Genomic DNA, 12,027 nt, shown 5'->3' on the forward strand with positions numbered 1-12,027 from the left:
GCTCAAGCCTGCTCCTGCTGTTTCAGTGCCTCCAGCGTCTTCTGATCCTTTGCCGTCAGCTCAGCTGTCTCCAGCAGATCAGGTCTGCGTTCCAGAGTACGCTGCAGCGCCTGCTCACGCCGCCATAGCTCGATATTGGCATGATGGCCGCTCAGCAGCATATCCGGCACCTTCCAGCCGCGAAATTCCGCAGGACGTGTATAATGCGGGTATTCCAGCAGCCCCGTGCTGAACGAGTCTGTAATGGCTGAGGTCTCATTGCCAAGTGCTCCAGGCTGCAGCCGCACTACAGAGTCAATAACCGTCAAGGCCGGCAATTCTCCGCCAGTAAGCACATAATCTCCGATCGACAGCTCGTCAGTTACCAGATGCTCTCTGATCCGCTCGTCATAGCCTTCGTAGTGGCCGCATATAAAGATCAGATGCTGCTCCTTAGCCAGCTCTTCCGCTATTTTCTGATTATACGTCTTCCCTTGGGGGCACATAAGGATAATCCGCGGCTTCACCTGGGCCTCTGCTTCCACAACAGAGTTGTCCTCTTTAAGAGACTCTGCCGTAACCGGAGGAATCCCCAATACATGCTCTACCGCTGCAAAAATCGGGTCCGGCTTCAGCACCATCCCCCCGCCTCCGCCATATGGCGTGTCATCTACGGTATTATGCTTATTACCGGAAAAGTCACGGAAATTGACCGCGTTCAGCGAGACGATCCCTTTATCACGGGCTTTGCCCAGAATACTTGTGCTGAATACCCCTTCACACATTTCCGGGAAAAGAGTCAGCACATCGATCCGCATCATGGCAGCAGCCCTTCCATCAGATGCACCGTGATTTTTTTGGCGGCAGTATCTACATCCAGCACGACATCGTCAATGACAGGAATCAGAATATCCTGTCCCTTGGCAGGTTTTACTACCCAGACATCATTAGCACCCGGCTGCAAAATATCTGTAATGGTTCCCAGCGGCTTGTCCGCATCCTGATCGGTATATACTTCGCAGCCCACGATATCATGGAAATAGTATTCGTTCTCCGGAAGTTCGACCAGATCATCCCCTGGAACCTTCAGCATACTGCCTTTATACTTTTCAATTTCGTTAATGTTGGTGTAGCCCTTAAGCTTGGCGATATACATCCCCTTATGTTCTCTTGCCGACTCCACAATAACCTCGAATCTAGGACTGCCGTCTGCCGGAATAACTATCATTTTTTTGCCGGGCGCAAATCTTACTTCCGGAAAATCCGTATGGGACAAAATTTTAATTTCCCCGCGGATGCCATGTGTGTTGACCAGCCTGCCTACCGTTAATTCTTCTGCCATTATATCCACTCCTTTAATATCATTTATCTATATTTGAACAAAAAAGAGCCGGGATATACTATCCCTAGCCCCTTCTTGTGCGTATCAGTTAAGATAAAATATCTACGGTTACGCGTTTATCGCTCTTGACTGCTGCCGATGTGACTACTGTACGGAGCGCTTTGGCGATCCGGCCCTGCTTGCCGATAACCTTACCGACATCATCAGGATGTACGGAGAGCTCATATACAATCAGGTGGTCCTTCTCCACAGTCCGCACCGTCACATCCTCTGGATGATCCACTAAAGCCTTAGCAATAACTCCAACTAATTCTTCCATAGAGGACCCTCGCAATCAGTCATTATTTCTGTTGCTTCAGCTCATGGAACTTCTTCATCACGCCTGCTTTGGAAAGCAAGTTGCGAACGGTATCAGATGCTTGTGCACCTGTCTGAAGCCATTTAAGAGCTTTTTCCTCATCGATCTTAACTACTGCCGGTTGTTCAATCGGATTATAGTAACCGATTTCCTCGATAAAACGACCGTCACGAGGGGACCGGGAATCGGAAACCACTACACGGTAGAAAGGCGCTTTATGTGCACCCATTCTTTTCAAACGAATACGTACTGCCACGAAATTCACCTCCTTAAAAGAATATCGAAAATTGTTCAAGATGTTTGGGAAACCTTTTTCGATCCCTCCCAAACCCTCCCTTCCAAGGGAGGGCCCCAAGGGCTCTGCCCTCTGGACACCCGCTAAGTGCAACTGGCGTGGGTGTTCAGACTGGCGGGATCTTGGAATGATGGATCGGGCATCGCTTTTCGTCCCTGACGGGACCCGCTTGACTACGGCGGTACTGAGCGACAGGTTTAAAGCAAACTAAATATCTTGATCATCTGATGTTGTACTATGTCTGATCTATGGGTAAACCCTTAAAGGGCAATCATTAAAGATTAAGATCAAAAGCTTTAGATCAACGGAACGGGAACTTCATCCCGGCCTTACCGCCAAGACTCTTGAGCTGCTTCATGGCGTTTTTCTTGCCGCCCTTGCCGCTCATTCCGCCCATCATACCGGAGAACTGCTTCATCATCTTGCGCATCTCATCGAACTGCTTGATAAGCCGGTTGACCTCGGCCACGTTCGTTCCGCTGCCGGCGGCAATCCGCTTGCGGCGGTTATGGTTAATGATTTCAGGCTGGGCTTTCTCGGCTTTGGTCATGGAATGAACTATCGCCTCGACGCGGCCCATCTGCTTGTCATCAACCTTCAGGTCCTTCATGCCCTTGGCCTTGTTCATGCCCGGCAGCATATCGAGAATCTGGTCGATCGGGCCAAGCTTCTTGACCTGGTCCATCTGCTCCAGGAAGTCATCGAACGTAAATTCCGCATTGCGCATCTTACGTTCCATTTCCTTCGCTTTCTCGGTGTCGATATTGGCCTGCGCCTTCTCGATCAGGGAGAGCATGTCACCCATACCAAGGATACGGGAAGCCATACGTTCCGGATGGAACGGCTCCAGCGCGTCGATCTTCTCGCCTAGAGCAGCGAATTTGATCGGGCAGCCGGTTACAGCCTTGACGGACAGCGCAGCACCACCGCGTGTGTCGCCGTCAAGCTTGGTCAGTACGACGCCGGTAAGCTCAAGCTGCTTGTTGAAGCTCTCAGCTACGTTGACGGCATCCTGACCGGTCATCGCATCGACTACAAGCAGTACTTCGTCAGGATTTACTACACTGTGGATCTGCTTCAGCTCATCCATCAGCGCTTCATCAATATGCAGGCGGCCTGCGGTATCAATGATCACATAATCCAGATTATTATCCTTCGCATGCTGGATAGCCTGTCTGGCAATCTCTACCGGACTGACCTGATCCCCTAATGCAAATACCGGAACTTTAATCTGTTCACCGAGCACCTGCAGCTGCTTGATCGCTGCCGGGCGGTAAATATCGCCTGCTACGAGCAGCGGGCGGTGATTGCCCTTCTGCAGCAGCTTAGCCAGCTTGCCTGAGGTCGTCGTCTTACCGGCCCCCTGCAGACCCGCCATCATGATTACAGTCGGCGGCTTATTCGACTTAGCCAGCTTCGCCTGGCTTCCGCCCATCAGCTCGGTCAGTTCTTTGTTAACGATGTCGATGATGACCATGCCGGGAGTAAAGCTGTCCATTACTTCCTTGCCGACTGACTTCTCCTTCACCTTGGACACGAAGTCCTTAACGACTTTGAAGTTAACATCGGCTTCGAGAAGCGCCAGACGCACTTCGCGCATGGCTTCGTTTACGTCATCCTCGGATACCTTCCCTTTGCCGCGCAGCTTGCTGAACACATTCTGCAATCTTCCGGTTAAACCTTCAAATGCCATAGGCGGCTTGCTCCCTTCATGCTACTCTAACCTCTGCAAACGATCCACAAGCTCTGTGAACCGCAGTTTATATTGCTCAGGCAGCATCCCATTATCAGGCAGTCTGCGCAGTTCTTCTAAATACCGGTTACGGTCGTCATGTTTGGCCAGCAGGCCAAGCTTCTCTTCATAATTCTCCAGCACCTGCTCGGCACGCTTGATATGCTCATACACGGCCTGGCGGCTGATCTCAAATTCCGCTGCAATCTCTCCCAGGGAGAAATCATCGTGGAAATAATATTTCAGAAACGTTTGCTGTTTATCGGTAAGCAGACGTTCATAGAATGCGAATAACAGGTTAATCCGGTTCGTCTTCTCGAGCCTATTCTCCTGACTCATCAAGGGCACTCCCTTCGTCAAGGAAAAACACTTTACAGCTTCACAACGTCCCTTATGATACCGAAAACAAAGAAAGATGTCAAGCTTTTTTGCTTGTCATCTTTTTTTGTATACAAAATGCATCCGCTCCCTGTTATTTTACGGCTTTTAACGGATCGGCAGCAGGTAGATCAGAACGGCAAAGAAGTGTGTCACACTGCCGGCCAGGACAAAAATATGCCAGACCGCATGGTGGAACGGAAATCCTCTCCACACATAAAAGATCGTTCCCAGCGTATACAGGATACCACCGGTCATCAAGAGCGCCATTCCGCCGCCGGCAACAGCCGCAGATAACGGGCTCCAGGCAATTACGATCAGCCAGCCCATGGCGATGTAAAAGATCGTCGACATAAACAGAAACTTCTTAACGAAGAAGGCCTTGAAGGCTACGCCGAACAACGCTACTCCCCAGACGATACCGAACAGGCTCCAGCCCAGCGGTCCGCGGATCGCAACGAGCAGGAACGGCGTATAGGTACCGGCAATGAACAGATAGATGGAGGAATGATCGAAGAATTCAAAGAGATCCTTCGCTTTGCCTTCCCTCAGACTGTGCACCAGCGTTGAATTGAGATACAGCAGCAGCATTGTTGTCCCGTAGATTGAGAAGCTGACCACATGCCAGGCCGTTCCTTCCAGGCTGGCATAAACAACGAGCAGAACAAGCGCAGCTACACTCAGCACCGTACCGATACCGTGCGTAATTGCATTTGCCACCTCTTCCCTGCGGCTGTAAGTATAAGTATTTGCCATAACAAAATCCTTCCGTGTGCGGTTTTCTTCTATTATATCCTGTTAAGGGCTGTCATTCCAGCCTATACCGGGCACACCCGGCTGCAGCAGAATTACAGATTATAGAGCTCTCTATACTTCGTTTCCAGATAATCCGCCAAATAATCCGGGTTCAGCGGCTCGCCGGTTACCTGCTCAATAATTTGCGACGGAGTCAGGCTTTTGCCGAAGCGGTAGATTTTATCAGTCAGCCACTCCTTAATTGGAACCAGGTTACCTTCAGCAATCAGGCTGTCGAATTCAGGCAGCTCTTTGCGGAGCGTATTCAGGATTTGTGCGGCATACATATTCCCAAGCGAATAGGAGGCAAAATAACCGAAATCTCCCCCTGACCAGTGTACATCCTGCAGCACGCCCAGCGCATCGGATGGCGGAGTAATACCCAGATATTCCTGATATTTGGCATTCCAGGTCTTAGGCAGATCTTTAACCTCCAGCCCTTCATTAAAGATCAGCTTCTCGATTTCATAGCGGATGATGATATGCAGGTTATAGGTCAGCTCGTCTGCTTCAATCCGGATGAAAGAGTTCCCAACACTGTTGATTGCACGGTAGAAGTGCTCCACTTCAATATCGGTGAGCTGTTCCGGGAAATGCTGCTGCAGATCACTGTAGTAACGCTGCCAGAAGGCGCGGCTGCGGCCGATCATATTTTCCCAAAGTCTCGATTGTGATTCATGAATGCCCATCGAGGTCCCTCCGGACAGCGGTGTACCAACCAGATCCTTGCTGATATTCTGCTCATATAGAGCATGCCCGCCTTCATGCAGGGAGCTGAAAATCGCACTGGTCACATTATCCAGCAGATAATTGGTCGTAATCCGCACATCCCCAGGGTTGAGCCCGGTAGCGAACGGATGCACACTCTCGTCAAGCCGCCCTGCATCAAAGTCATAGCCCATCTGCTCCAGAACGAACAGGCCGAACTTCTCCTGCTGCTCTTTAGCGTAGATTTGACTCAGGAACTCTGTATCCGGCTTATCTGGGGCTGCGCTGATCGCTTCCACCAGCGGCACCAGGCGGCTGCGCAGACGGCCGAACAGCTCGTCTACCTTGGCGACAGTCAGATCAGGCTCATACATATCCAGCAGTGTGTCGTAGCGGGTATCCTTAACGCCCCAATAATCGATGAACTCCTGCTTGTAGGCGACGATTTTGCTTAAGAAGGGCTCAAAGGAGGCAAAATCATCATTCGCCTTAGCTTCCTCCCAGATGCTCTGGGAACGGGCAGCCAGCGCGGCATACTCCTCGAATGTTTTGGACGGAATACTTTTGCTGCGTTCATACTCCTTGCGGCAGTCCTTGACGATTTTGTTCTGGATATCGCTCAACTGGCCCGCTACCCCGGGACTGCTGAAAAAAGCTGTAAATTCGCCCATCTCCTCAGACGTTTCCAGCCGGAACAGCTCCCCTGTGAGCATGCCGATCGTTCCTGAGCGGACCTCTACGCCTTTACGGGGCGCACCAGTCTGCATATCCCAGTGCAGAAGTCCAATGGCTTCGCCGTAGCTGCTGATTTTAGATAATAATTCCTGAAATGCTTCCCATCTGTCCTGAACTGCCTGTTCCATTTCCATCCACCAGCTTTCTCTATTTTCCTTATTCTTCTTGATGATACTTTTTTGAATGGGGATAAGCAACTATGCCTGTCACCTGCAAAAAATGAACATCTGCCGTCAGCTGCAATCACATCCGGTTATTGACGACCATCATTTATAATCCTTATAATCATCTCAGAGCTTTCAGCTTCAAATTTGAAATAGTTCATTCATTACCAAATTGGTGAATAGACATTACGTACATACGTAAAGCCTACATTACACAATACTACTTTTAGGAGGAAGCATGGTCATGACACACGTATCGGAGATTTTGGATTTTAATAAGAAGTTTGTTGAGGAAAAAGAATACGAAAGCTATCTGACCAGCCGCTTCCCGGATAAAAAAATGCTGATCATCACCTGTATGGATACGCGGCTGGTTGAGCTTTTGCCAAAAGCGATGAATTTCAAAAACGGTGATGTCAAAATTATCAAAAACGCCGGTGCCGTCATCTCCCAGCCCTTCGGTTCCGTTATGCGAAGCGTCATGGTCGCGCTTTATGAGCTGGATGCGGATGAGGTAATTGTCGTCGGACATTATGAATGCGGTATGGCTTCCCTGAATGCGGACAAGATGATCAACTCCATCAAAGAGCGCGGCATATCCGAAGAAGTATTGTCCACGCTTGAGAATTCGGGAATTAAGCTGACCAAGTGGCTGCGCGGGTTTGACAATGTGAAGGACGGGGTAATTCAGACTGTGGAGCTGATTAAGCGCCATCCCTTACTCCCCCCAAACGTACCTGTTCACGGCATGATCATCGATCCGGCTACCGGAGCGCTTGAGCTTGTATCGGAAGGTTACGTGGAGAACAAGGCAACTCTCTGACAAATGTTTTTGGCGTGGACGATATGTCCACGCACTTTTTTTGTCCGTACATCATCCGGATAAAATAATTTGAAATTATTTTATTTAAAATTGAAACCTCCAAGGACATACTACGTATTACCGGGCAGAACTACAAATCTTGAGACAACCTTAGGAGGGTACTCGTACTAAATGAAATCGATGAAACGTGTAATGATGATCGTAATGGCCTTTACCCTGTTCTTTGCTGTAACCGCTCCCGATTTTGCGGATGCGCGGCGCGGCGGAGGGTTTAAATCCGGCAGCCGCGGCTTTACCACGACTCCGAAGAAATCAACTACGGATAATGTTAAGAAAAGCGATAGCACTACTGGTACGACAGCCGGAACCGCCGGCACGGCAAACCGAGGATTCTTTAGCGGCGGCAGCCTGATGAAAGGCATGATGATCGGCGGTCTTGCCGGTTTCCTGTTCGGCAGCATGTTTGCCGGAATGGGCGCCTTCGGTAATATTCTCGGCTTCCTGGTCAATATGCTTGCCATCTACCTTGTGGTGGTGCTCGTAATGTCCTTCTTCCGCCGCAGAAGAGAAAGACGCAGACTTGAAGAAAGAGACGGCCGCTACTAATGTCTACGACTGTTCTCAGCATGGATGAAATCATTAATTCGATCTGCCTCCACATGGCTGAACGCAAGGGCGTCCGTGTCCAGGACGTCCAGGTCGAGCTCAGCTGGGATGAAGATACCGGCTATTCTGCCGAAGTCTGGATTCAGGGACGCAGCCAATACCTGGTGGAATCCAATATGATTGAAGCCATTCTCCGTTATCTGCACAGCGAGTACGGCATCCGCGCTTACCGCGAGAATGTTCGGCTGGATCTGGATGAGGAAATCACCGCAATTGTGAATATGTAATAAGGAATAAAGAGGCAGCCCGCCGGGCTGCCTCTTTATTCGCGTGTATGCATGTATGTTACTTCTATACTATTCATAGAAATATTGTTTAACCGTCCCCCGGCCGTTAATGACCTCTACCTCAGCATAAGCGCCGTTAACCAGCGTCATTTGCGGCGGAACATGTCCGAAATCAAGGTCATAAAGGACCGGGAGCTGCAACTCTTCCGCCAAATCACGGTATACGTCTTCTGCAGTATAGCCGAGCACCGGCTGGTTCCCCCCGCTCCGTCCGAACAGAATCCCCGAGCAATTGTCAAACCAGCCGGCATATTTCATGTGAACAAGCGAGCGGCGGAGATCTGCCGTATTCAGCTCACAATTTTCCAGATACCAGATAATGGGCTCTCCGCCTGCAAACTGGCTGCTGAAGTGCTGCACATCGCCGTACGGCGTTCCAATGATATGCCGGATGACATCAATGCAGCCGCCGAGCAGGCGGCCTTTTAGCGAGACATCCTGACCGGATACTGTCTTCCACAGCGTCAGCGTATTCTGGCCGAACAGGTATGATGACACTTCAGCTGATGGTTCCCCAGTCCCTTCATGCATTAGTGAGGATTGCTGGACAATACTGCCTCCGGGCGGCGTTGAGAGCACCTTTTGCCACATGGCCGTTGTCTCATCAGTCTTCAGCCCGCGCAAATCCCCGAGACTTGGCCCGTGTGCTGTGGCAATCCCGGTCCGCAAGGTGATAGCAAGCAGCAGCAGGCTGATGTCGGAGAATCCCATCACCCATTTGGGCCGGATCCGGTCAAAATCGATAAACTCCAGCATTTCAATCAGCAGCTCTCCGCCCCATGGCGGAATGATCAGGTCTATATCCTCATCCTGCATCATCTGATTATATTCAGTTCCACGTTCTCTGCCCGGAGCAGACCTTGCTTTGTCATATTTGTAGACGGTCTCACCGAGGGTTACCCGGTAGCCTCTTTGCCTCATACGCTCGACAGCCTCGTCAAAAACATCCCGGTGCGCTTCATCCGCACCAAGTGACGAAGCAGTCACACCCAGTACCGCCCCTGGTTTTAAAATGGGGTATGTAATCATAATATTTCCTCCCTTGGCAGGCAGCACGTGCCCGCAGCATAGCTCAGACAATGCAGCTTTAGCAGGTTCTACGAACCTCCTTTCCATTTTATCACTCAATCGTCAAAAAAAGACATGACCGATTAAGCTGCACCGCTGCAGCCAAAACGGACCATGCCTTTTTTAATACCAATTCTGCGGTTAGATCAAAGAGATGGCAAGCAGCTCGAACAGCACCAGCGGCAGAATGACATTGTTGTTCACAGGTCCCGGATAAGGATAGCCCGGTCCCGGATACGGCTTGTAGTAGGGGTTATAGAATCCGCGCGGTGACTCAACGGTGACAGTAATCATCAGATATATATTTTTGCTGTCCATTCCGGCAATAATGCCTTCGTGTGTCATTCCGTCAAGCGTCTGCACCTTTACCTTGTGGTTTAAGTATGGCTTACAGGACTGATGCAGCGACTCGCGGACCCCGTGTAAATGCTGCACAACCGCCGGATCTGCCTGATAAATGACCGCAGCCGTCTGGCTGGTATTATATGTCGACATAGCGTATGACCTCCGTTAATGGATTTGCTCCATTCTATGCAGATGCCTATACGATGGTGTCATTCAGGCGGCCGCCCGTTGGTCTCTATACAATACTGCCTGAGTATTTTAGAGTCATTCACGCCAAAAAACCGTACATCGGCTGACAGCCAGGTACGGTTCTACGGGCTCTAATTACTATGCGGATGAAACCAGGCACAGCTTAAAATGCTACACCAATTCCGCCTTCACCGGCATATGTCCCCATAACCGGACCCATACTGGAGAATACGACTTCCTTGAAGGGATGCTTTTCGAGAATACGCGATTTGATCTCAAGTGCCAGCTTCTCACAGTTGCTGTGAACGATGGCAATCGCTGCTTTCTCATAATCATACTGCTTCTCGTCCAGCTTGCTCAGCAGCAGATTCAGTGCTTTAGGCAGGCCGCGGGTTTTCTCCACTACCTCAACTTTGCCCTCGTCCTCACTGATCTTCAGCAGCAGCTTAATATTCAGAACCGATGCTACAGCGCCTGACAGACGGTTTAAGCGTCCGCCCTTTATAACGTTTTCTAAAGTGTCGAGTGTGAAATAGGCTGTTGTTTCCCCTACTTGCTTAAGCACCTTTTCCTTTAGTTCGGCCAGGCTGCAAGTGAGTGATAATCTCGCAGCTGTTGCCACAATGAGCGACAGGCCTCCGGAAAATCTTTTGGTATCTATAACTTCAATCGCGTTCGGATGTCCTTCTTCCTCATACATCTCCTTGGCAATCGTGGCTGTCTGATAAGTACTGCTGATATTGGATGACATGCAGAGGACCATAATATCTGTACCAGGTTCCACCTCCTTGAATGCTTCGAGGAAACTTTGCGGGCTTGGACTGGCCGTTGTCGGCAGCTCCTTGGATTCACGCATCATTTCATAAAAGACTTTGGTCTCTGTGTGCTCAGGCATCAGATCATGCCCGAAATGAACCGGCAGATGAACAATCGTCACATTATACTTCTCAACATACTCAAGGGGCAGATCGGAACCGCTGTCCGTAATTATCTTGATGGCCATCAGGGTGCTCTCCTTTCAAATTCTATATCATTATAGACAGGAGTGTAGATTATCAATAGTACATTTTGTAACTTGTCAAAACAACACTTTTATGCTTAGGGCTTGCATTATGGAATTATTCCTTTTATTACCCCATCAGCAGATGAAAATACACAGGCGCTTCTATAGCTCCGGTGCTTTCTAACCTTTTCCTGATGTGATATGGTGTATTAATAAGCAGAATGAAGGAGTGTAACGAGTGAGAAAGAACAATGCATGGAACCGGGGCAAGCACAACGGCGGAGGTCTGCCTAAACGGCAGCACCCGGAAGCAATAGCGGCAAGGACACAGACACCTGATGAAAATACCCAGGAACCCGTTAATCCGCGGATTGACGCCGTTAAGCCGATGAACCGCAGCAACTGGGTCAGCCGTCCGGCGCGGGTGGTTCCAAAGGATAATGGACGTAAAGAGAAATAATAGGGTACAGGAACGGGGCAGCCTGCTTGAATATAGCTAATTTGCCGACAGATAAACATGATTTCAAGAGTATTGAACGGTTGTCCTGCCTGGAGGAATCTGAGGTAATTTCTCTGATTCCTAAGCTTCTGGAGTGGCTGCAGGATATGAACTGGCCGATCGCAACCGCTGTTGCTGATCTGCTGCAAACGTATAAGACGCAGACTGCCCCACATGTGCAAGCAGTGTTTTTACTGCGTGAAGATACGGAATGGATATCCAATATCTTGAATCACTTAATGGATGAATGGGATAGCGGAATTATTTCGACCTTATCTTCAGGTCTTCACAGCCTGGCACAGGCATCGGATATTTATGCGGATAGTGATTTACTGGCCGTTGAATTGCTTTGGAAGCATCGTTTGATTGAAAAGGATGCTGTCAGCATTCTGCTGGAGACAAAGATGAGCGATACGGAAGGCTTAATAAACCCTTTTACAGCTGAACAGAAGGCCTTGTATCAGACAATGGAAAATGAACGGCTGCATATTCTCGATACTGATATTACACAAATTAAGAATCATCTCCTCAATTATAGTGATGAAACACATGGGCAGAAATGGGAGCTGGAAAATTTGCTGCGCCGTCACGAAGAAATAGCAGCAACGATAACCAGAATGATGGAATAGGCTTATCCGACTTCAAGTTCCAACTATCTAGT

16 protein-coding genes are annotated in these 12,027 nt (G+C 49.6%); 5 read left to right on the plus strand and 11 right to left on the minus strand.

Annotation, left to right across the window (positions count from 1 at the left end; genetic code table 11):
• Positions 1-2 precede the first annotated feature (2 nt).
• From trmD to R70331_RS18045, 8 genes are all read right to left on the minus strand, one after another.
• The gene (trmD, locus tag R70331_RS18010; protein WP_042182846.1) at positions 3-797 is read right to left on the minus strand and encodes a tRNA (guanosine(37)-N1)-methyltransferase TrmD; all 795 of its coding nucleotides are present in this window, start codon (positions 795-797) and stop codon (positions 3-5) included.
• Positions 797-1,321 (minus strand): ribosome maturation factor RimM, encoded by a 525-nt coding sequence (rimM, locus tag R70331_RS18015; protein ID WP_042177592.1) that lies wholly within the window; start codon positions 1,319-1,321, stop codon positions 797-799. Before rimM ends, trmD begins: the two co-directional genes overlap by 1 nt.
• 88 nt (positions 1,322-1,409) lie before the next feature.
• Complete coding sequence (locus R70331_RS18020; RefSeq protein ID WP_019910364.1) at positions 1,410-1,640, minus strand: KH domain-containing protein; 231 nt, start codon at positions 1,638-1,640, stop codon at positions 1,410-1,412.
• A gap of 22 nt (positions 1,641-1,662) precedes the next feature.
• The gene (gene rpsP / locus R70331_RS18025) at positions 1,663-1,935 is read right to left on the minus strand and encodes a 30S ribosomal protein S16 (RefSeq protein ID WP_036688604.1); all 273 of its coding nucleotides are present in this window, start codon (positions 1,933-1,935) and stop codon (positions 1,663-1,665) included.
• A 340-nt stretch (positions 1,936-2,275) separates the two neighbouring features.
• Positions 2,276-3,667 carry a signal recognition particle protein gene (gene ffh, locus R70331_RS18030; protein ID WP_042177595.1) on the minus strand — a complete coding sequence of 464 codons (1,392 nt, stop codon included), beginning with the start codon at positions 3,665-3,667 and terminating at the stop codon, positions 2,276-2,278.
• 21 nt (positions 3,668-3,688) lie between these two features.
• Positions 3,689-4,045, minus strand: a complete 357-nt coding sequence (locus R70331_RS18035; RefSeq protein ID WP_042177597.1) for a putative DNA-binding protein — start codon at positions 4,043-4,045, stop codon at positions 3,689-3,691.
• Positions 4,046-4,192: 147 nt separating this feature from the next.
• Complete coding sequence (gene trhA, locus R70331_RS18040; RefSeq protein WP_042177599.1) at positions 4,193-4,840, minus strand: PAQR family membrane homeostasis protein TrhA; 648 nt, start codon at positions 4,838-4,840, stop codon at positions 4,193-4,195.
• Between the two features lie 92 nt (positions 4,841-4,932).
• On the minus strand, positions 4,933-6,450 hold the full coding sequence (locus R70331_RS18045) for a carboxypeptidase M32 (RefSeq protein ID WP_042182848.1): 1,518 nt from the start codon (positions 6,448-6,450) through the stop codon (positions 4,933-4,935).
• Between the two features lie 280 nt (positions 6,451-6,730).
• Here R70331_RS18045 and R70331_RS18050 point away from each other — a divergent pair, with 280 nt between their 5' ends.
• From R70331_RS18050 to R70331_RS18060, 3 genes are all read left to right on the plus strand, one after another.
• Positions 6,731-7,309, plus strand: coding sequence for a beta-class carbonic anhydrase (locus R70331_RS18050; RefSeq protein WP_042177601.1), 579 nt, complete (start codon positions 6,731-6,733; stop codon positions 7,307-7,309).
• A 180-nt stretch (positions 7,310-7,489) separates the two neighbouring features.
• Positions 7,490-7,915, plus strand: a complete 426-nt coding sequence (locus R70331_RS18055) for a membrane protein (protein ID WP_042182850.1) — start codon at positions 7,490-7,492, stop codon at positions 7,913-7,915.
• Positions 7,915-8,202 (plus strand): YxcD family protein, encoded by a 288-nt coding sequence (locus R70331_RS18060; RefSeq protein WP_042177603.1) that lies wholly within the window; start codon positions 7,915-7,917, stop codon positions 8,200-8,202. The genes R70331_RS18055 and R70331_RS18060 overlap by 1 nt, the downstream gene beginning before the upstream one ends.
• Positions 8,203-8,271: 69 nt before the next feature.
• Here the strand turns inward: R70331_RS18060 and R70331_RS18065 are convergent, their stop codons facing one another.
• The 3 genes from R70331_RS18065 to R70331_RS18075 form a co-directional block, all read right to left on the minus strand.
• Positions 8,272-9,291 (minus strand): S66 family peptidase, encoded by a 1,020-nt coding sequence (locus tag R70331_RS18065; RefSeq protein WP_042177605.1) that lies wholly within the window; start codon positions 9,289-9,291, stop codon positions 8,272-8,274.
• Positions 9,292-9,471: 180 nt separating this feature from the next.
• The gene (locus tag R70331_RS18070) at positions 9,472-9,825 is read right to left on the minus strand and encodes a hypothetical protein (RefSeq protein WP_039874364.1); all 354 of its coding nucleotides are present in this window, start codon (positions 9,823-9,825) and stop codon (positions 9,472-9,474) included.
• 202 nt (positions 9,826-10,027) lie between these two features.
• Positions 10,028-10,867: a DegV family protein gene (locus R70331_RS18075; RefSeq protein WP_042177607.1), complete on the minus strand. Its 840-nt coding sequence runs from the start codon at positions 10,865-10,867 to the stop codon at positions 10,028-10,030.
• Positions 10,868-11,105: 238 nt separating this feature from the next.
• Here R70331_RS18075 and R70331_RS18080 point away from each other — a divergent pair, with 238 nt between their 5' ends.
• Entirely contained in the window at positions 11,106-11,327 is a 222-nt protein-coding gene (locus R70331_RS18080) for a hypothetical protein (RefSeq protein WP_042177609.1), read from the plus strand.
• A 26-nt stretch (positions 11,328-11,353) separates the two neighbouring features.
• The gene (locus tag R70331_RS30570; protein WP_156131154.1) at positions 11,354-11,995 is read left to right on the plus strand and encodes a DUF5071 domain-containing protein; all 642 of its coding nucleotides are present in this window, start codon (positions 11,354-11,356) and stop codon (positions 11,993-11,995) included.
• Positions 11,996-12,027 lie beyond the last annotated feature (32 nt).

The organism is Paenibacillus sp. FSL R7-0331, assembly GCF_000758645.1.
Taxonomy (GTDB): Bacteria; Bacillota; Bacilli; order Paenibacillales; family Paenibacillaceae; genus Paenibacillus_AQ; species Paenibacillus_AQ camerounensis.